23 protein-coding genes are annotated in these 18,585 nt (G+C 70.0%); 10 read left to right on the top strand and 13 right to left on the bottom strand.

The features are described 5' to 3' along the window. The first annotated feature begins 56 nt into the window (after positions 1-56). Positions 57-809: a C40 family peptidase gene (locus HUW46_RS34805; protein WP_254125189.1), complete on the top strand. Its 753-nt coding sequence runs from the start codon at positions 57-59 to the stop codon at positions 807-809. A 3-nt stretch (positions 810-812) separates the two neighbouring features. Here HUW46_RS34805 and HUW46_RS34800 read toward each other — a convergent pair whose 3' ends face one another. Next, positions 813-1,247 carry a hypothetical protein gene (locus HUW46_RS34800; RefSeq protein WP_215542973.1) on the bottom strand — a complete coding sequence of 145 codons (435 nt, stop codon included), beginning with the start codon at positions 1,245-1,247 and terminating at the stop codon, positions 813-815. A 159-nt stretch (positions 1,248-1,406) separates the two neighbouring features. Here HUW46_RS34800 and HUW46_RS34795 point away from each other — a divergent pair, with 159 nt between their 5' ends. Further along, entirely contained in the window at positions 1,407-2,207 is an 801-nt protein-coding gene (locus HUW46_RS34795) for a hypothetical protein (protein ID WP_215542972.1), read from the top strand. A gap of 497 nt (positions 2,208-2,704) precedes the next feature. Here HUW46_RS34795 and HUW46_RS34790 read toward each other — a convergent pair whose 3' ends face one another. The 3 genes from HUW46_RS34790 to HUW46_RS34780 are packed head-to-tail and all read right to left on the bottom strand — an operon-like array spanning position 2,705 to position 4,328. Then, complete coding sequence (locus HUW46_RS34790) at positions 2,705-3,514, bottom strand: Fpg/Nei family DNA glycosylase (RefSeq protein WP_215542971.1); 810 nt, start codon at positions 3,512-3,514, stop codon at positions 2,705-2,707. Continuing rightward, positions 3,514-3,855 carry a hypothetical protein gene (locus HUW46_RS34785; protein ID WP_215542970.1) on the bottom strand — a complete coding sequence of 114 codons (342 nt, stop codon included), beginning with the start codon at positions 3,853-3,855 and terminating at the stop codon, positions 3,514-3,516. The genes HUW46_RS34790 and HUW46_RS34785 overlap by 1 nt, the downstream gene beginning before the upstream one ends. Beyond that, positions 3,855-4,328: a ribose-5-phosphate isomerase gene (locus HUW46_RS34780; RefSeq protein ID WP_215542969.1), complete on the bottom strand. Its 474-nt coding sequence runs from the start codon at positions 4,326-4,328 to the stop codon at positions 3,855-3,857. Before HUW46_RS34780 ends, HUW46_RS34785 begins: the two co-directional genes overlap by 1 nt. Positions 4,329-4,373: 45 nt before the next feature. Here HUW46_RS34780 and HUW46_RS34775 point away from each other — a divergent pair, with 45 nt between their 5' ends. Further along, positions 4,374-5,096 (top strand): 2-phosphosulfolactate phosphatase, encoded by a 723-nt coding sequence (locus HUW46_RS34775; protein ID WP_215542968.1) that lies wholly within the window; start codon positions 4,374-4,376, stop codon positions 5,094-5,096. After that, the gene (locus HUW46_RS34770) at positions 5,089-5,898 is read left to right on the top strand and encodes an MBL fold metallo-hydrolase (RefSeq protein WP_215542967.1); all 810 of its coding nucleotides are present in this window, start codon (positions 5,089-5,091) and stop codon (positions 5,896-5,898) included. The genes HUW46_RS34775 and HUW46_RS34770 overlap by 8 nt, the downstream gene beginning before the upstream one ends. Here HUW46_RS34770 and HUW46_RS34765 read toward each other — a convergent pair. Together HUW46_RS34765 and HUW46_RS34760 are read right to left on the bottom strand one after the other, a co-directional pair. Then, entirely contained in the window at positions 5,861-6,715 is an 855-nt protein-coding gene (locus tag HUW46_RS34765; protein WP_215542966.1) for a CPBP family intramembrane glutamic endopeptidase, read from the bottom strand. The two genes, HUW46_RS34770 and HUW46_RS34765, sit on opposite strands and share 38 nt — an antisense overlap. Before the next feature lie 84 nt (positions 6,716-6,799). Continuing rightward, a complete protein-coding gene (locus HUW46_RS34760; protein ID WP_215542965.1) occupies positions 6,800-7,420 on the bottom strand; it encodes a mycothiol-dependent nitroreductase Rv2466c family protein in 621 nt (206 codons plus the stop codon). Between the two features lie 160 nt (positions 7,421-7,580). On the opposite strand from HUW46_RS34760, the gene pepN reads away from it, so the two are divergent. Further along, entirely contained in the window at positions 7,581-10,151 is a 2,571-nt protein-coding gene (gene pepN / locus HUW46_RS34755; protein WP_215542964.1) for an aminopeptidase N, read from the top strand. A gap of 58 nt (positions 10,152-10,209) precedes the next feature. On the opposite strand, the gene HUW46_RS34750 is transcribed toward pepN, so the two are convergent. The 4 genes from HUW46_RS34750 to HUW46_RS34735 all read right to left on the bottom strand — a co-directional run bounded on the left by HUW46_RS34750 (position 10,210) and on the right by HUW46_RS34735 (position 12,424). After that, complete coding sequence (locus HUW46_RS34750; RefSeq protein WP_215542963.1) at positions 10,210-10,707, bottom strand: DUF5130 family protein; 498 nt, start codon at positions 10,705-10,707, stop codon at positions 10,210-10,212. Beyond that, the gene (gene ctaJ / locus HUW46_RS34745; protein ID WP_215542962.1) at positions 10,694-10,945 is read right to left on the bottom strand and encodes an aa3-type cytochrome oxidase subunit CtaJ; all 252 of its coding nucleotides are present in this window, start codon (positions 10,943-10,945) and stop codon (positions 10,694-10,696) included. Before ctaJ ends, HUW46_RS34750 begins: the two co-directional genes overlap by 14 nt. Before the next feature lie 361 nt (positions 10,946-11,306). Next, a complete protein-coding gene (locus tag HUW46_RS34740) occupies positions 11,307-11,642 on the bottom strand; it encodes a hypothetical protein (RefSeq protein ID WP_215542961.1) in 336 nt (111 codons plus the stop codon). A gap of 74 nt (positions 11,643-11,716) precedes the next feature. Next, positions 11,717-12,424 carry an HNH endonuclease gene (locus HUW46_RS34735; RefSeq protein WP_254125187.1) on the bottom strand — a complete coding sequence of 236 codons (708 nt, stop codon included), beginning with the start codon at positions 12,422-12,424 and terminating at the stop codon, positions 11,717-11,719. Between the two features lie 297 nt (positions 12,425-12,721). On the opposite strand from HUW46_RS34735, the gene HUW46_RS34730 reads away from it, so the two are divergent. Genes HUW46_RS34730 through HUW46_RS34720 form a run of 3 tightly spaced genes read left to right on the top strand, consistent with a single transcriptional unit; the run spans position 12,722 to position 15,686 of the window. Further along, complete coding sequence (locus tag HUW46_RS34730) at positions 12,722-13,705, top strand: mechanosensitive ion channel family protein (protein WP_215542960.1); 984 nt, start codon at positions 12,722-12,724, stop codon at positions 13,703-13,705. 31 nt (positions 13,706-13,736) lie between these two features. Then, positions 13,737-14,123 (top strand): globin, encoded by a 387-nt coding sequence (locus HUW46_RS34725; RefSeq protein ID WP_215550295.1) that lies wholly within the window; start codon positions 13,737-13,739, stop codon positions 14,121-14,123. A gap of 18 nt (positions 14,124-14,141) precedes the next feature. Then, on the top strand, positions 14,142-15,686 hold the full coding sequence (locus tag HUW46_RS34720; protein ID WP_215550294.1) for a glycoside hydrolase family 13 protein: 1,545 nt from the start codon (positions 14,142-14,144) through the stop codon (positions 15,684-15,686). Here HUW46_RS34720 and HUW46_RS34715 read toward each other — a convergent pair. Beyond that, entirely contained in the window at positions 15,683-16,375 is a 693-nt protein-coding gene (locus HUW46_RS34715) for a hypothetical protein (protein ID WP_215542959.1), read from the bottom strand. The two genes, HUW46_RS34720 and HUW46_RS34715, sit on opposite strands and share 4 nt — an antisense overlap. 96 nt (positions 16,376-16,471) lie before the next feature. Here HUW46_RS34715 and HUW46_RS34710 point away from each other — a divergent pair, with 96 nt between their 5' ends. Together HUW46_RS34710 and HUW46_RS34705 are read left to right on the top strand one after the other, a co-directional pair. Then, complete coding sequence (locus tag HUW46_RS34710) at positions 16,472-17,092, top strand: TetR/AcrR family transcriptional regulator (protein ID WP_215542958.1); 621 nt, start codon at positions 16,472-16,474, stop codon at positions 17,090-17,092. Positions 17,093-17,136: 44 nt separating this feature from the next. Further along, the gene (locus HUW46_RS34705) at positions 17,137-17,505 is read left to right on the top strand and encodes a nuclear transport factor 2 family protein (RefSeq protein ID WP_215542957.1); all 369 of its coding nucleotides are present in this window, start codon (positions 17,137-17,139) and stop codon (positions 17,503-17,505) included. A gap of 22 nt (positions 17,506-17,527) precedes the next feature. Here the strand turns inward: HUW46_RS34705 and HUW46_RS34700 are convergent, their stop codons facing one another. Further along, positions 17,528-18,163 carry a hypothetical protein gene (locus HUW46_RS34700; protein ID WP_215542956.1) on the bottom strand — a complete coding sequence of 212 codons (636 nt, stop codon included), beginning with the start codon at positions 18,161-18,163 and terminating at the stop codon, positions 17,528-17,530. Next, positions 18,160-18,585, bottom strand: a complete 426-nt coding sequence (locus tag HUW46_RS34695; protein WP_442860870.1) for an acyl-CoA thioesterase — start codon at positions 18,583-18,585, stop codon at positions 18,160-18,162. Before HUW46_RS34695 ends, HUW46_RS34700 begins: the two co-directional genes overlap by 4 nt.

Raw genomic sequence — 18,585 nt, 5'->3', positions numbered from 1 at the left:
CCTTTCGCGTGTTTACCGTTCCGTGACCCCGACCCCCTTTCCGACGGAGGACCCCCGTGCCCACGTCAGCAAAGCGAAGGCTCGCTTCGGCGGGCATCGCCTGCGCCGCGGGAGCCGGCGCCCTGTTCGCCGCGGCCCCCGACGCGGCGGCGATCGTCAAGACCCAGCAGACCCTCGACGCCGCGCCGACTCCGGTGACCACCGGCGCCGAGGTGACCTTCACCGGCGCGCTCACTGGTCTCGGCGACCGCCCGCTCACCAAGCAGAAGGTCGATCTCGAATGGCGCGGCGGCCAGGACCAGCCGTGGTCGGTGTCGAGCAGCGGCACGACCGACGCGAACGGCAGGGCCGCGATCCCGGCGACCATCACGGTCAGCGCGGAATGGCGGATCAGCTACCACGGCACCCGTGTCAACGATCCCGCCGTTTCCCCGGTCGTCGGCGTGCAGTCCCAGCAGCCCGCCGGGCAGCGCGTCGTGGACGCGGCCGCCGCGCAGGCCGGGAAGCCCTACTCCTACGGCGCCGCGGGCCCCGACAGGTTCGACTGCTCCGGGCTCACGCAGTTCGCGCACAAGCAGGTCGGCATCGACCTCCCGCGGACCTCTCGCGATCAGCGCGCGGCGCTCGCCGACGTGCCGAAGAGCGACATGAAACCCGGCGACCTGTTGTTCTTCGCCAACGGCGGCAGCGTTTACCACGCCGGGATCTTCGCCGGGGACAACAAGATGTGGGCCGCGCCGGAATCCGGTGACGTGGTGCGGCTGCAGAACATCTGGACCGACGCCTACACCGTCGGCCGCGCCTGGTAGCCCCTACTTCGGCGCCAGCCGCACGACGGCTTTGCCGCCGTCGACCGAGACCACGGTGACCCGCAGCTTGTTCATCGTGGACCCCGGTCCCGGCGGCTCGCCGATGCCGAGGTGGATACCGGGACCGTCGCCGGAGAACTTGACCGTCTCCGGCGACACCGAGTCGACGGTCACCGTGTCGAGCCCGAGCTTCGCGGTGATCTTGATCTTGTCCCCCGGTGCGACCAGCACCTCGCAGACACCGTCGGCGCACGCGGCGAAATCGGTGCCGTCGGCGGCAGCGGGACCCGTGCTCTTGGCGGGGCTGCTCGACGCGGCACTCGCCGGGTTTCCGGCCGCGGGCGGCGGTGGCGCACCGGTTTCACCACCGGTCGCCCCGCCGCCGCACCCGGTCACCGCGAGCAGCACACCGGCGCCCAGCGCGATTCGGCGATACATCTCGGTCCCCTCGCTCACCCGACAGATCCCGGCGACCGTACGGCCGTCGCGAGGGGACCGGTCCCCGGCGCTTGCGGAGTGCCGCGTCACACCCGGGGAACCGACAGCGTACTGTCCGCGTTGTCCGGTTCAAGAAACCCAACAACCGGGGAGTGACCCATGGGTACCGCGATCGTCCTGATCGTGCTGGTCGTGCTCGTCGTCGGCGGCGGCGTGTACTTCGCCAAGAACCAGGCGAAGGCAAGGCAGAACCAGCTCGAGGACGCCAAGGCGGACGCGCGCAGGCTCGTCGAACGGCTCGGTGGCCAGGTGCTGAACCTCACCGGTACCAACACCGCCTCGCAACAGGCGATGGCCGACGCGTCCGAGCGCTACAACGCGGCAGGCTCGCAGCTCGAACAGGCCACGACCGCCGAGCAGGCCAGGCTGGTGAAGGAGACCGCGATCGAGGGTCTCTACTACGTGCGCGCGGCGCGCGTGGCGATGGACATGGACCCCGGCCCCGCGCTGCCGGAAGACGCCGAGCGCGAGCGGGCAGGCAAGGTGTCCGAGCACCGCAGGGTGGACGTCGAAGGCCAGACCTACGAAGCCTCGCCCGAGCCCGGCGAGAACACGCCGCACTACTACCCCGGTGGCCGCGTCGCCGGCCGTCCCGTGCCGCAGGGCTGGTACAGCGAGCCGTGGTGGAAGCCCGCGCTCGTGGCCGGTGCCTGGGGCCTCGGGTCGATGTTCCTGTTCAGCGCCATGTTCTCCGGGATGGGCGGGATCGCCAGCGCGTCGGCGTGGGAGTCCGGTTTCGACGCGGGGCAGGAAAGCGCGATGGACCACGGTGGCGGCGATTTCGGCGGCGACGCGGGCGGCAGCGACTTCGGCGGCGACGGCGGAGCCGACTGGGGCGGCGATTTCGGCGGCGGAGGCGACTTCGGTGGCGGCGGAGACTTCGGCGGCTTCGACTTCTGACCGCACGCTTCTTCCGCACCTTTGAAGGCCACCGTGACGGCTGTCAAGCCGTCACGGTGGCCTTCAAGTTTGTACGCGTGCCGCGAACTTCGCTTTGGTAGGGGGCTTCTGCCGCTCGGCGGGGATCTTCCTGGTGCCCCGAAGGTGGCTTTCAGGGCATCTAGCGCCCCGAAGGTCACCTTCGGGGCATGCGCGTCGCGGTGGTTGGGCGTGCGAGGGGTGGATTTGTGTCGTCTAGCGCCCCGAGGGTGGCCTTCGGGGCGTGCGCAGCCGTGCCCGGACGCCTGCGAGGGCCGGGAAAGTGGCGCTAGTGTCCCCGAGGGTGGCCTTCGGGGACCAAGCGGAGCCCCCGCCACCGATCTCGCGGCACCCCCGCGACGCGCACCCGCCATCACTGTGACCTTCGGGGACGTAGATGGCCCGAAAGCCACCTTCACGGCATCTCGCTCCCCGGGATCCCGTACGCTCCCCCGGGATCCACGCCCTCGCCGCCGGACTCAGGCGGGTTGGCAGGTGGGGCACCAGTAGAGGTTCCGGCCAGCCAGGTCCTTGTGCGCCACCGGGGTGCCGCACACCAGGCACGGCTGGCCAGCCCGCCGGTACACGTAGACCTCGCCGCCGTGGCGGTCCTGCCTCGGCGCCCTGCCGGTGACCTCCGGCAGGTGCTCGGGGGCGACCGTGTCGATGCGGCCCTTCTTCACGCCGTCCCGCATCAACGCGACGAGGTCGGCCCAGATGTCCTTCCATGCCGCCTCGTCGAGCGCGGTGCCCGGCAGCATCGGCGCGATCCCGTGCCGGAACAGCACTTCGGCGCGGTAGACGTTGCCGACCCCGGCCAGCACGGACTGGTCCATCAGCAGCGCGGCCAGCGAAGTACGCGACCGCGAGATGCGCTTGAAGGCGAGGTCGGGCTTGGCGTCCCGGCGCAGCGGATCGGGGCCGAGGCGCGCCTTGATCGCGTCGGTCTCACCGGGTGTGAGCAGTTCGCAGCGCGTCGGGCCGCGCAGGTCCGTCCAATGTGTACTTCCGACGATGCGGAGCCGCACCTGGCCGACCGGATCGGTCACCGGCTGCTCCGCCTCGGTGAAGGTGCCGTACAACCCGAGGTGGATGTGGACTGTCCCGTGTGGACCGTAGTCGTGGAAAAGGTGCTTCCCGTACGCCTCGGCGGTTTTCAGCACCTGTCCATCCAAAATAGACGCTTCGGCGGCGAACCTGCCCTGCGGGCTGGACACCTCGACCGGCGCGCCGCCGTACCGGCGCTTGTGCAGCCGCGCGAGGCGGTGCAGCGTGTGCCCTTCCGGCATCAGGCCAGCACCCCCGCGGCGGCGACGGTGAACCCGAACAGGCCGAGCAGGCACCCCGCCGCGACCAGGAGCCCGCGGACGATCGCACGGGTCACGGACACCGTCACCCGCCGCCGCGCGATCCCGGCCCCGATCCCGAAGGCGATCACCACGGCCGCCGCGCAGAAGAACACCGACGCGAGCCCGCAGCCGATGAACAGCGTGCTGTTGCAGGAGGCGAGCCACAGCGTGTGATCCGCCTGGACCTTGAACAACGCGATCGCGCCCGCGACGGTGACGAGCGCGGCGACCAGTGGGGTCAGCAACCACCGGAACCGGGACTGCCCGGACTGTTCCGGCATCAGCTTTCGGGAAGGGGCGGCGGCGTCCCGGTGCGCTCGTAGTCGAGCAGCTGCCGGACCCGCCGCGCGTGGCGATCCTCGGGCGACGGCGGCGTGGCGAGGAACGCCTCGACGATCTCGGTGGCCTCTTCCGCGGTGTGCATCCGCGCGCCGACACCGATGAGCTGGGCGTGGTTGTGCTCGCGGGTGAGCTTCGCGATCTCGGTGCTCCAGGCGAGCCCCGCCCGCGCGCCCTCGACCTTGTTGGCGGCGATCTGCTCGCCGTTGCCGGAACCGCCGATCACGATGCCGAGGCTGCCCTCGTCGGCCACGACGCGACGGGCCGTCTCGATGCAGAAGGCCGGGTAGTCGTCGGCCGCGTCGTAGACGAACGGCCCCACGTCGGTGACGTCGTGGCCCTGGCTCGCCAGGTGAGCGACGAGGTGGTTCTTCAGTTCGAAGCCGGCATGGTCGGATCCCAAGTAGACACGCACGGCCCGGAGTCTGCCATCCCGGTCCCGCACCGGCAGAATGCGGGTATGGGGTTCCTCGGGCAAAGCGGCTCCGCCGTCCGCCTGGAATGGGGACCGTCGGGCGTCGAAGCGCTCGGCACCGAATGCGCGGTGCTGATCGTCGTCGACGTGCTTTCCTTCTGCACCACGGTGGACATCGCGGTCGGCAGGGGCGCGGCGGTCGTGCCGCTCCTCGAACCGGAGGAGCGGCACGGCGTGGTACTCGCCGGAACGGGCCCGTGGACGCTGCGGCCGTCGTCAGTGACCGGGATCCCGGTCGGGACCGTACTCGGCCTGCCCTCCCCCAACGGCGCACGGCTGTGCGCGGCGGCAGAACGAACCGGGGCAATCGTTTTCGCGGGCTGCCTGCGCAACGCGACCGCGGTGGCGGCGGCCGCGCATCGCCGGGCGCGTGGCGGCGCGATCGGCATCGTCCCCGCGGGCGAGCAATGGGGCGTCGGCTTCACGGGCGACGCCAAGACGGGTCCGCTGCGGCCGGGCATCGAAGACCACCTCGGCGCCGGAGCCATCGCGAACGCCTTGCTCGCGCACGGACTGGCTGGCTCACCCGAAGCGACGCTGGCCGCAGCCGCCTTCCGCGGCACCGACCTACCCGCCGCGCTGCACGGCTGCGTGTCCGGTCGCGAACTCGACACCGCGGGGCACCGCGGCGACATCGACCTCGCCGCCCGGATCGACGCGAGCGGAGCGGCGCCAGTGCTGACCGGAGGAACGCTGCGCGATGACTGACCGTTGGCTCGAACTCGGGGAAGGCGTGTACGCGCGCAGGTACGCCGAGCTGGACCTGACCGTGGGGCTCGTGGTCGGGCGGGAGAAGTGCCTCGTCGTGGACACGCGGGGGGACACCGTCCAGGGTGCCGAACTCGCCGCCGCGGTTCGCGAAATCACGCCGCTGCCGTGGACGATCGCGATCACGCACTCCCATTTCGACCACAGCTTCGGCACCGCCGCCTTCGGGCCGTGCGAGGTCTGGGCCCATCCCGGCTGTCGCGAAGACCTCATCACCGACGGCGAAAACGCGCGCGCGAAGCGCTCGCAGTGGTACCGCGATCGCGGCGAGCCCGCGATCGCCGACGCCATCGCCGCCACCGAACTCGTGCTGCCGGAGCACTTGGTCGACGACGAGCAAGAGCTGCCGCTCGGCGGGCGCGCGGTCGTGCTCGCCTACCACGGGCCCGCGCACAGCGGCCACGACCTCACGGTGCGCGTGCCCGACGCCGGGGTGCTGTTCGCCGGGGATCTCGTCGAGCACGGTCCCGAAGGCACGTTCACCACGGACTCCTTCGGCACCGACACCGTGCTCGACGGCTGGCCGCCCGCACTCGCGGCGATCGCCGCGCTGGACTTCCCGGTCGTCGTCCCCGGTCACGGCGAGCCGGTCGACACCGCGTTCGTCGTCCGGCAGCACCGCCTGCTGGCCGATCTCGTCGCGCTCGTCGAAAGCGGTGCGAGCGACGACGAGATCGTGGCCGGTTCGGCCCTGCCGCCCGAGGTCACGCGTGCCGCGCTGGCGCGACGCCCCGCACGCTGAGCACCGCCGCGATCACCCCGAACACCACCCAGCCCGTCCAGCCGATCGGGCCGGTGTGCAGCGGATCGACCACCTGGCCGGGTTTCCCGAGCGCCCCCAGCAGTGACGGGGCCAGATTGCTGATCACCGCGTGCGCCGTCACGGTCGGCCACACCGAGCCGGTGCGCAACCGGATCCAGCCGATGAACACGCCGATCAGGCACCCGGCGACGAGCATCGCGGGCACGGCCAGCCAGGCGGAATGCCCGGGGAACTGCCCGCCGAGCAACACGGTCGGCAGGTGCCACGCTCCCCACACCAGCCCCATCACGAGCAGCGCGGGACGGGTGCCGAACGGAAGCAGTCTCGGCAGGAGGTAGCCCTGCCACCCCAGTTCCTCACCGAGGAACAGCGGGATCGTCACCACCAGCCCGATGGCCCACCCGGCGAAGTCGGCGCGCCCGGGGAACCCGGCGAAATCGAACTCGAACGTCCCGGCGAACGCCGAAAGCGCGGCCGAGGCGAACACGGCCAGCACCGTCGCGGCGAACGCGAACGAACACCACCCGAGCAGACCGCGGGCCCCGCCCGCCGCCGTCATCCCGAGCAGCCCCGGCAGCTCTCGCGGCCGGTTCCCGCCACGCAGCAGCACCGCCACCGCGGCCAGCGCGGGCATCAGCATCATCGCCCAGATCGACGCCTGCACGCCGAATCCGTCGGCGACCGCGGTGCTCTCCCGCCGGAAACCGCTGAGCCACAACGGCATCATGCACAACCACGCGCCCCCGTACGCCAGCACGAGGAACCACCAAATGTCCTTTTTCCTTCGCTCGATCACCAGGTGAGCGTAGGAATTCGGAACCACGAAGCGCGGTGGCGCGGGCAGCCCGATCGGCGGTGTAGCCCGCACCACCACACGGAATCAGTCGAACTTGAGGTCCCCGGTGCGGGTGCGCTTCAGCTCGAAGAAGTCCGGGTAGCCCGCGAGCAGCCTGGCGCCGTCGAAGATCTTCAGCGCGTCCTCGCCGCGCGGGATGGAGCTGAGCACCGGGCCGAAGAACGCGACGCCGTCGATGTGGATGGTCGGCGTGCCGACGTCCATGCCGACCGGGTCCATGCCCTCGTGGTGGCTCTTCCGCAACGCCTCGTCGTACTCGGTGGAGTGCGCCGCGTCGAACAGCTCCGGCGGGGCGCCGATCGCGTCGAGCGCTTCCTTGATGACCTGCTCGCGATCGTGGTTGCCGCCGTTGTGGTACCGCGTGCCGAACTCGGTGTAGTAGTCGCGCAGCGCTTCCTCGCCCTTCGCCTGCGCGAGCGCGGTGGCCACGCGCACCGGGCCCCACCCGCTGACGAGCAGCTTCTTGTAGTCCTCGGAAAGGTTGTCCCTGCCCTCGTTCAGCACCGACAGGCTCATGATCCGGAACCGCAGGTCGAGGTTGCGCTGCTTCTCCACCTCGAGGATCCAGCGGGACGTGATCCAGGCGAACGGGCAAACCGGGTCGAAGTAGAAGTCAACGCGTGTCACGTCGGTGGAGTCGGTCATGATTCTCTTCCTGAGCCGGGGTCGTGTGCAGGGTGAACCCACCCTATTCGGGGCCAACAGCGCCGCCACCCGACTTGTTCCGGGTCACCGTTCGCGGTCCACCCATGATTGGATGCCAGGAGCAGACCATTCACCCCCTAGACGCTTTCAGAGGTTGCCTGTGCCCGCGCCCAACCTGACCCGCGACCAAGCCGAGCAGCGTGCCGAACTGCTCGACGTCGAGTCCTACGACATCGAACTCGACCTCACCGACGGCGCCGGAGGCCCGGGTGAGAAGACGTTCACGTCGACGACGACGATCCGGTTCGCCAGCGCGCGAGCCGGTGCGAGCTCGTGGATCGACGTGGTCGCGGCCGGGGTGCGCTCCGCGACGCTCAACGGCACCGAGCTGGACGTTTCCGGGTACGTCGAGGACGACGGCCTCGCGCTGACCGATCTCGCCGAGCGCAACGAGCTGGTGGTCGTCGCCGACTGCCGCTACATGAACACCGGCGAGGGCCTGCACCGGTTCGTCGACCCGGTCGACGACGCGGTGTACCTCTACACGCAGTTCGAAACCGCCGACGCCAAGCGGATGTTCGCCTGCTTCGACCAGCCGGACCTGAAGTCGGTGTACCGCCTGACGGTCATCGCGCCGGAGAGCTGGCAGGTCGTCTCGAACGCGCTCCCCCAATCGACCGAGGACACCGCGGAAGGGGCGAAGCGGACGAAGTTCGCCGAATCCGAGCGGATCTCGACCTATCTCGTCGCACTGATCGCCGGACCGTACGCGCACTGGCACGACGAGTTCTCCGACGACCGCCGCACCATCCCGCTCGGCATCTACTGCCGCGCCTCGCTCGCCGAGCACATGGACGCGGACAACCTCTTCGTCGAGACCAAGCAGGGTTTCGCCTTCTACCACAAGGCTTTCGAGACCCCGTACCCGTTCAGCAAGTACGACCAGCTGTTCGTGCCCGAGTTCAACGCGGGCGCGATGGAGAACGCGGGCGCGGTCACCTTCCTCGAGGACTACGTGTTCCGCAGCCGCGTCACCCGCTACTCCTACGAGCGGCGCGCCGAAACGCTGCTCCACGAGATGGCGCACATGTGGTTCGGCGACCTGGTGACCATGCGCTGGTGGGACGACCTGTGGCTGAACGAGTCGTTCGCCACCTTCGCCAGCGTGCTCGCGCAGGCCGAGGCCACCGAGTACAAGAACGCGTGGACCAGCTTCGCGAACATCGAGAAGTCCTGGGCGTACCGGCAGGACCAGCTGCCCTCCACGCACCCGATCGCGGCCGACATCGTCGACCTGCACGCGGTGGAGGTCAACTTCGACGGCATCACCTACGCCAAGGGCGCGAGCGTGCTCAAGCAGCTCGTCGCCTACGTCGGGCTGGACAACTTCCTCGCCGGGCTCCGGCTGTACTTCGGCAACCACGCCTGGGGCAACGCGACGCTGTCCGATCTGCTCGGCGCGCTCGAAAAGGCGTCGGGCCGCGACCTTTCGTGGTGGAGCGCGCAATGGTTGGAGACCACCGGCCTGAATTCGCTGAGCCCGCGCTTCGAAGTCGGTGAAGACGGCAGCTACAGCTCGTTCGCCGTGGTGCAGAGCGGCGCGAAGCCGGGCGAGGGTGAACTGCGCACGCACCGCGTCGCGGTCGGCGTGTACGACGACGACGCGGACGGCAAGCTGACCCGGGTCCGCCGCGTGGAACTGGACGTGGACGGCGAGCGCACCGAGGTCGCCGAGCTGGTCGGCACCAAGGCGGGCAAGCTCGTGCTGGTCAACGACGACGACCTGACCTACTGCACGATGCGGCTCGACCCCGGCTCGCTGACCACGCTCGTCGACCGGATCGCCGACATCACCGACCCGCTCCCGCGCACGCTGTGCTGGTCCGCGGCGTGGGAGATGACCCGCGAGGCCGAGCTGAAGGCACGCGACTTCGTCACCATCGTGGAACGCGGGATCCAGGCGGAGACCGAGGTCGGCGTGGTGCAGCGGCTGCTGCTGCAGGCGCAGACCGCGCTCAACTCCTACGCCGAACCCGCGTGGGCGAAACAGCACGGCTGGCCCGCGTACACCCACCGCGTGCTCGAACTGGCGAAGACCGCCGAACCCGGTTCCGACCACCAGCTCGCGTACGTGAACGCGCTCAGCGGTTCGGTGGTGCTCGACGACGAAACCGTGTCCGTACTGGCGGGCTGGTTCGATGGTTCGGCCCCGCTCGAAGGCCTGACGGTCGACACCGATCTGCGCTGGCGCCTGCTGCACGCGCTCGTCGCGCACGGGAAGGCGAACGAGACCGAGATCGAGGCCGAGCTGGCCCGCGACAACACCGCGGCGGGCAAGCGGCACGCGGAGCGCTCGCGCGCGCTGCGGCCGACCGAAGAGGCGAAGGCCGACGCGTGGCAGCGCGCCATCTACGACGACGAGCTGCCGAACGCGATGAGCGACTCCCTCATCGTCGGCTTCGCGCATCCCGGCCAGAAGCACCTGCTCGCCGGCTACACCCCGAAGTACTTCGAGGTGATCGACGAGGTGTGGCAGCGCCGGTCGAGCGAGCGCGCGCAGCCGACGGTCGTCGGGCTGTTCCCGTCGTGGGCGGTCGAGAAGCCGACGGTCGAGGCGGCCGACAGCTGGCTCGCCGACGCGAACCGTCCCGCGGCACTGCGCAGGCTCGTGTCCGAAGGCAGGGCAGGCATCGTGCGCGCGCTGGCGGCACGCGAATTCGACGAGAGCTGAGACAGCGAAGAAGCGGGGCCCCGACTCGGCGTCGGGGCCCCGCTTCTTCGTAACGGCTTCAGTGCTGCGGCGCGGGACCGGCCTGGTCGGTCATCATGCGCAGGCCGCTCACCAGCCCGCCGACGAGATCGCCCTCCTTGAAGGAGGCCACCATGCTCATCACCGCGAGCTTGGCGCCGCGGTCGGGCAGGCGCAGGAACGCGTCCTTGCCGGTGACGACCTCGACCACGCGCTCGCCGGGCGACACCGCGACGAGCACGGCGTGGCCCGCTTCGTCACCGATCGACGCGTGCAGGCCCTCGGCCGCGGCGCGGCTGTCCTCGCCCAGTCCACCGAGGTAGATGCTGAACCCGAGACCGGTCTCCCTGGTCGCCAGCGTCAGCGCCTCGTCGAGACGGGCGAGCTGCACGGGCGTGAACGGGCTCGTCGGCGCGGCTGGCTCGTACATTTTGGCCGCGGAGATCCGGCCGCTGTTCGTGACGACGGCACCGAAGGGCAGGTCCGCCTGCGCGATCTCGGTCGCGCCACCGTGCGTTGCCACTTCACCAGTTCCCACGGGCACCTCCAGCCGCAGTTCCCGACGCGACCGCGTCGCCGCCGTCGGAGGACGGGCGCGCCGCGTCGCCGAGTCCGTCCGGGTTGGCGCTCCACCACATCGGCTCGTACTCCCATGGCTGGCCAGGCCGGTACCGCTGCGCGCCCTTGCCCTTCGACCGGAGGGTCAGCACTCCGGCCAGGGCGTAGATGGCCAGCGGGATCAGCGCGAAGACCAGGATCGTCTCGACCAAGTTCACGCGCGCAGCGTATCTGATGGCCCGGAACGCGGTCCTGAAGACACTCGGTTAACCGCCCGGCAGGGATGCACGAGCAGATTCGCGAGCACTGATCATCGGCCATGCCGAGGGACCGCTCGTCGCGACAGGGCCGCCGTCCGCCGAGTGGCCCGGTGGCACTCGAACGATGGGGCGAAGCGGCCCGCGCGAAAGATGGCAACTCAACGTACAGGCGGCCGCACCCGCCGCCCCCGTCTTGTCCGGTGCGTGAAATCCTCGTAGCTTTTTCACCTGTACGGGCCTTGCGCTCGTCTCCCCACCCCCAAAGAAGTCACGCACCGGTTCCAGGAGGCCCTGCCATGACTGCCACCGCCACCGCCACTCAGGCGAACATCGAGTCGGTTTCGTCACTCATCGAGATCATCGAATTCCACGGCATGAGGGTTACATCGGGCACCAGGGTCACTCGGGGTACACGAGTCACCCGCGGTACGAGGGTCACGAACGGCACGCGCGTCACTCGCGGTACCCGGGTCACGGCGGGTACGAGGGTCACCGCGGGCACCCGCGTCACGGCGGGCACGAGGGTCACCGCGGGCACCAGGGTGACGGCAGGCACCCGGGTCACCAGGGGCACCCGGGTCACGCGCGGCACCAGGGTCACCTGCGGAACCAGGGTCACGCGCGGCACGAGGGTCACGCGCGGCACGCGCGTCACCGCCTGACCCCTCCCCACCTCGGGCCGCCCCGGAAGCCGACCGGCTACCGGGGCGCCGATATGTCCGGCCCCGTTCAGGCGGCGGGCATCCCGAGGTACTGCAGCCATTGCGGATCGGCCTCACCGGAGTGCGCGAGCAAACGCCAGTGCGGGCCGTGCGGCGCTCTCGGCACCACCCGGAGCCGCCAGCCGATCTCCGACAGCATCCGATCGGCCTTGCGGTGGTTGCACTGGGCGCAGCAGGCGACACAGTTCTCCCACGCGTGGGCGCCACCCCTGCTCCTCGGGATCACGTGGTCGATGGTCTCCGCCTTACCGCCGCAGTAGGCGCACCGGTAGTGGTCGCGGTGCATCAATCCCGCCCTCGTCAGCGGAACCTTCGCCCGGTACGGCACGCGCACGTAGGTGGACAGCCTGATCACCGAGGGCACTTCCACCGAATAGGTCGCCGCGTGCAGGGTCAGCCCTGCGGGATCCTCGTGCACGACCTCGGCCTTGCCGCAGACCAGCAACACCACGGCGCGTCTAAGCGACAGCGCGGTGAGCGGCTCGAACGTCGCGTTCAGCAGGAGCACCCTGCGCCTGCCCCACGAGACGGGATGCGCGCCACCCCCGGGGTCCCTGCCCTTGCGCTGGCCGTGCGAGCGGACCGCCCGGCCACCGCGCGAAGGAGGCCCGGTCGGATGTGGACCACCCGAATAGGCACGCAGGACGACCTCCGGCGCCTCACCGGCTGGATACCGGTTCTGGGCGCCGAGGGGGATCGGTTGTCGGTCTGGCACTCGACCACCTCCACCGGGGTGCTGCCATAGTCGACCACAGATCACCCCTGGTTGGCACGTGTGTTAGGAGACGTGTCACCGAGAAGTACCGTTGCCGGTAGGCTCGTGCGGCCGCCGCGATGGCGCGCGGCGACGGCCCGACATCGATTCTCCCCGAGGTCAGGGCGCCGTACCGAGCCGAGGGCGCTGCCTGGCCCCGTACCGTGCGGCGTGCGGTCACCTGCTCGTCATGCGGTCGAGACCGAAGATTCCCGTGAAGTTGGGAAAGCCGGACCACAGAAGGGATCACGCACCGAAGTGTTGCCGTTGCTCAGCGATACCGCCGCTCCCACTTGCGCGAAGGAAGGGGGCAGCTGGTGCCAGCAGGTGTGGAACATCACGCACAACGAATGGCTCGCCACCTCCGGTATCTGGGCGGTGGAAAAGCCCCTGCGCATCCTGTTCATCGTGGTCGTCGCGTTCGTCGTGCGCTGGCTCATCCGCAGGGTGATCGACCGCGTGACCACGATCCCGCGCGGCGGTGGCAAGCTCCCCGCCCTGCTCCGCCCGTTGCGGGAACGCGCGCCCGACATGCTCGGGCCGATCGTCGTCGAACGGCGGCGGCAGCGCGCGAAGACCATCGGCTCCGTGCTGAAGTCGCTCGCCAGCTTCCTGGTCTACGGAACCGCGTTCGTGTTGGTGCTCAGCGAGATCGGGCTCAACATCGGGCCGCTGATCGCGTCGGCGGGCATCGTCGGCGTCGCGCTGGGCTTCGGTGCGCAGAACCTCGTCAAGGACTTCCTGTCCGGCATGTTCATGATGATCGAAGACCAGTACGGCGTCGGCGACGTGGTGGACGTCGGCGAAGCCAGCGGCACGGTCGAATCGGTCGGCCTCCGCATCACCACGCTCCGCGACATCAACGGCACCGTCTGGTACGTGCGCAACGGCGAGGTCGTCCGCGTCGGCAACTCCAGCCAGGGCTTCGCGGTCGCCGTGGTGGACGTCCCGCTGAGCTACAGCGCGGACGTGGACCGCGCGACCGAGGTGCTCGGCGAGACGGCGACGGCCGCCGTCGCCCAGGAACCCCTGTCCGCCAACGTGCTCGAACCGCCCGAGGTGCTCGGCGTGGAAAGCGTGACGCCCGAAGGCATTCAGCTGCGCCTGACCATCAAGGTGCGGCCAGGCAAGCAGTGGACCGTGCAGCGCGCGCTGCGAGGCAAGCTCATCGCGGCGCTCGAGGACGCCGGGTTCGAGCCGCCGCTCGGCCGGTTCTTCACCGGCGGCCCTGCCGCCAACTGACCCACGAAGGCACAATGGAGGTGTGGCAGAGATGAGCGACCCGCAGACCTTCTTCGCGGCCGTCGGCGGTGAACCGACGTTCCGCAAGATCGTGGGCCGCTTCTACGAGGAGGTCGCGGCGGACACCGAGGTGCTCCGCCCGCTCTACCCGGAGGAGGACCTCGGGCCGGCCGAGGAGCGGTTCGTGCTGTTCCTCATGCAGTACTGGGGTGGCCCGCACACCTACTCCGACCAGCGCGGGCACCCGCGGCTCCGGATGCGGCACGCGCCGTTCAAGATCGGCCCGATCGAACGCGACGCGTGGCTGCGCGCGATGCGGATCGCCTTGGACGAAGCGGGACTCGAAGACGCGCACCGCGAGCAGCTGTGGGCCTACCTCGAGATGGCCGCGCACAGCATGATGAACAGCTGGCAGTAACCCCCGGTGCCCGAGGCGATGCCGCCGTGGTGGCGGAACGCGGTCTTCTACCAGGTGTACGTCCGCTCGTTCGCGGATTCCGACGGCGACGGGATCGGTGATCTCCGCGGCATCCGCAGCAGGCTCGGCTACCTGGAGCTGCTCGGCGTCGACGCGCTGTGGCTCACCCCGTTCTACCGCTCGCCGATGGCGGACCACGGCTACGACATCGAGGACCCGCGGTCGGTGGACCCGGTCTTCGGCGATCTCGAAGCGTTCGACGACCTGGTGGCCGACGCGCACGCGCGCGGCATCCGCGTCACGATCGACCTGGTGCCCAACCACACCAGCAGGGCGCACCCGTGGTTCGTCGAAGCGCTCGCCGCACCGCCCGGCAGCGCGGCGCGGGACCGGTACGTCTTCCGCGACGGCCTCGGCGTCACCGGGGACGCGCCGCCGAACAACTGGGTCAGCGCCTACGGCGAACCCGCGTGGACCAGAGTGCCCGACGGTCAGTGGTACCTCCACCTGTTCGCCCCCGAACAGCCCGATCTGAACTGGGCCAACGCGGACGTGCGCGCCGATCTCGAACGGACACTGCGGTTCTGGCTCGACCGCGGCGTCGACGGCTTCCGCATCGACGTCGCGCACGGGATGGCCAAGCCGCCCGGCCTGCCGGACATGGACCTCCGCGCGAACCCGCTGTCCGGCTCGGAGCACTTCGACCCGCGCTTCGACAACGACGGCGTCCACGAAATCCACCAAATGATCCGGAAAGTGCTCGACACCTACGCCGGGACGATGGCGGTCGGCGAAATCTGGGTGACCGACCACCGGCGGCTCGCGAAGTACCTGCGGCCGGACGAACTGCACCTCGCCTTCAACTTCCGGCTGGTGCTCACGCATTTCGACGCCGACGCCATGCACGCCTCCATCGACCACTCGCTGTCCGTCGCGACGGCGGCCGGCGCACCCGCCACCTGGACGCTGTCGAACCACGACGTCTGGCGGCAGGTGAGCCGGTACGGCGGCGGGACGCAGGGCGTCCGGCGCGCTCGCGCGATGGCGCTCGTCGAACTGGCCCTGCCCGGCGCGGTCTACCTGTACAACGGCGAAGAGCTCGGACTGCCCAATGTGGACATTCCGATCGAGGCGATGGCCGATCCACGCGCGCGGACGAGCGGGCCGCAGCACAGCCGCGACGGCGCGAGAGTGCCACTGCCGTGGGAGGGCGACGCACCGCCGTTCGGCTTCTCCCGCAACGAAAAGACCTGGCTGCCGATGCCACCGGAATGGTCGGCGCTGACCGTCGAAGCGCAGCTCGAAGACACCGCGTCCACCCTGTCGCTGTACCGCGAAGCGCTCGAACTCCGCCACGAACACCCGGCGTTCACCGGCCACGAACTGCGGTGGTACGGCGCCCCCGCCGGGTGTTTCGCGTTCCGCCGCGAACCCGGCGGGCTGGTCTGCGCGCTCAACACCTCGGCCACGCCCATCGCACTGCCGCCCGGCGAGCTGGTGCTGGCCAGCGAGGAGCTCGTCGACGGGAAGCTACCGCCCGACGCGGCGGCCTGGCTCGTTTAGCGCTTGCCGACGAGCGAGCCCACCGTGATCTTCGGCGTGCGTCCGGGGCGCAGGAGCCCGCGGCGAACGAACCACACCGGTACGCCGAGCAAGAACCCGTACACGGCAACGAGTCCATGCGCGTTGTCCTGCGCGAACCAGGTCGCGAGGCCGAGCACCGGCACGGCGACGGCCAGTACGCGGTGCTTCCGTTCGCCCGCACAAACGACGAGCGCGCCCGCGAGGGTCGCGGCCAGGAAGTAGGTCGCACCCGAACTGCCCGCGAAGTTGCGCGCTTCCGCGCTGACGTCGGTGCTCGCGAACAGCTTGCCGATCAATCCCGGCAAGAACATCCCACCCGCGAACGACGCGAGCAGCACCGGCGTGCCCCAGAACCATTCGGCGAGCGCCGCCAGCACCGCGAGCGTCACCAGGTTGTACACGGCGCCGGCGACGCCACCGTTCTGCAGGAAGACCGAGGTGAGCGGGCGCCACCAGCCGCTCTTGGCGGGATCGTTGTCCAGCGCGTCCATCGCGCCGGACCACGCGAGCTGGAGCACCACGCCCGCGATCGCGACCACCGTCAGCGCGACCGCGCCCCAGGGGATCCGGCGGCCCGGCACCGTGGCGGGGTCGACCAGCACCACCCCTGCGTTGAACATCAGCGCCATCAGCACCGCCGTGACCAGGTTGTACACCATCTCCGCCACCGTTTCTAACACCGTTTGAATTCGCGCCGGATCCGACTGTAGCCCAGCCCCGGCTCGTTTTCAAACAGCGTTAGAAAGATCGGCTATGGTGGTGCCGTGAAGCTCACCAAGGACCGGATCGTCGACGCGGGCATGGCCACCTTCGCCGAGGTCGGCTACCACGACCTGTCCATGCGGCAGGTCGCGGACCGCCTCGGCGCGCAGGCGGGCAGCCTCTACTACCACGTGGCCAACAAGCGCGTCCTGCTCCAGTTGATGGCCGACCGGGTGGCCCAGCAGGCCTACGACGCGGGCACCGAAGCGCTGGCCGCGCTCCCCGATCCCGGCGACTGGCGCGCGAGCATCGCCGCGCAGGCCGCCACGCTGCGGTCGAGCATCCGCGCGCATCCCGGCGGCGCGATGCTGCTCGCCGAGAGCCCCAAGACGCTCAGCAACGGCGCGCTTTCGCTGATGGAACGGCTGTTGCACACGCTCGCCGACGCGGGCGTTCCCGCCGCGCGGCTCGGCGTCGCCGCGGATACCCTGCTCAGCCACGTCACCGGTTTCGTGCTGCAGGAGCAGAGTTCCTCGATCGTCCCCGAGATCACCCCGGCCCGGTTCGCCGAACTCCAAGACCGGTTCCCGCTGACCCTCGCGAGCGTCGGCGATCGCGACGAGGACGCGAAGTTCACGCGGAGCGTGGCACTGCTCTGCGAAGCCTTCGCGGAATTGCGCTGAACACCGACAGCACGCTGTCGCCGCCCCGCTCGATGCTGGCTCCCATGACGACCTACCTCTGGGACCAGTGGACCGCGCTGTGGAACGGCGAACTCGCCGACGGCGCGCGGATCCTGACCGACGACTTCCGCATCGAGTTCGGTGCCGCGAACCTCGCCGACGCGGACGCGCTGCGCGGCCCGCACGAGTTCACCCGGTTCATCGGCGAGTTCCGCGCCCGCTTCGCGAACCTGCGCTACCGGATCGACGCGGGCCCGTTCACCGGTGACGGGCACGTTTCCGGCCGCTGGCTCGCCGACGCGCGCGACGCCGCCGACGGTCCACTGAGGACGGTCGGCGGCATCGACATCCTGCTCGTCTCGGGCGAAAAGATCTCCCGCGCGTGGTCGGTGACCGGAACCCGGCTGCTCTGAGGATGGTGGGAGCAGCAGTGCTCTAGAAAAGCAGTGGCAGCAACGCGTGGCGGCGGCGCAACACCGCGCCGTACCTGGCGTCGAGGCGCATCCAGGAATCCGTCGCCGTCACGCGGACCACGTCGCCGTCGATCGACGAGTCGACGAAACCCATCCCCGAAATCGCGAACAGGCAGCGGAGCTGCACCTTCACCTCGAGGGTTCCTTCGCTGACGGTCAGCACCGACTGGTCCATCAAGGACGCGGGCGGGGTCCCGTGCGGGCCGACGTTGTCCCGTGCCAGCGCCACCCCGCGGTCGGCCAGGTCCGCGACCACGCCGACCGGCAGCTCGTCCACGTACTGCCACCGGTTCGTGATGGGCAGTTCCGAATGCCACAGCAGATCGCGCGGCGGCCCCGGGTCCATCACGGGGCCGCCCGCGACCGTCAGCGCCGCCAGCAGCTCGCTGCCCGACACCGTCACGTCTCCCGGCGTCACGGTCCCTTCGACCGCGCGGGTCGCGAGCACCTCGAACGGCGTCGCGACCCACGCTTCGACGATCCGGTCGTCACGCCGCCGCAGGCGCACGGCGGCCTGCCCGTCGAGCCGGACCGCCCTGGCCACGAACGCGGCCAGTGTGTCGCGTTCGCTCACGTCCGGGATACGCAGCTCGGTCACGCGTTGTCCTCGTCGAGATGGGCCTGCAGGAAGTCCCGCTCGGCGTCGGAAAGGCGGCGCGGCCGCTCGGTCGCGGTGTCGTACGGCGCCAGCCTCGTCGTCGCGGTGACCGCGACCTTGTCCGATTCGGACGGTCCATTGTGGACTTTGTAACCGAGGGTGAAGGAGGAGAACTTCAGCTCCCGCATGGACATCTCGATCCTGATGTCCTCGCCGTTGACCACGACGGGGGCGTGGTAGTGCACCGTCAGGCTCACCACCACGATCCCCTTCGCGAACTCCGAGAGCCCGGCCGCGCCCGCGTCGGCGAACAGCATCGGCACGCGCGCCTCTTCCAGCAGTGTCACCATTTTCGCGTGGTTGACGTGCCGGAACGAGTCCATGTCCGACCAGCGCGGCCGGACCATCATCACTCTGGACAC

The organism is Amycolatopsis sp. CA-230715, from assembly GCF_018736145.1.
Classification (GTDB): domain Bacteria; phylum Actinomycetota; class Actinomycetes; order Mycobacteriales; family Pseudonocardiaceae; genus Amycolatopsis.
Note: the sequence above shows the minus strand (reverse complement) of the source record. Positions and strands in the feature narration are given on the sequence as shown.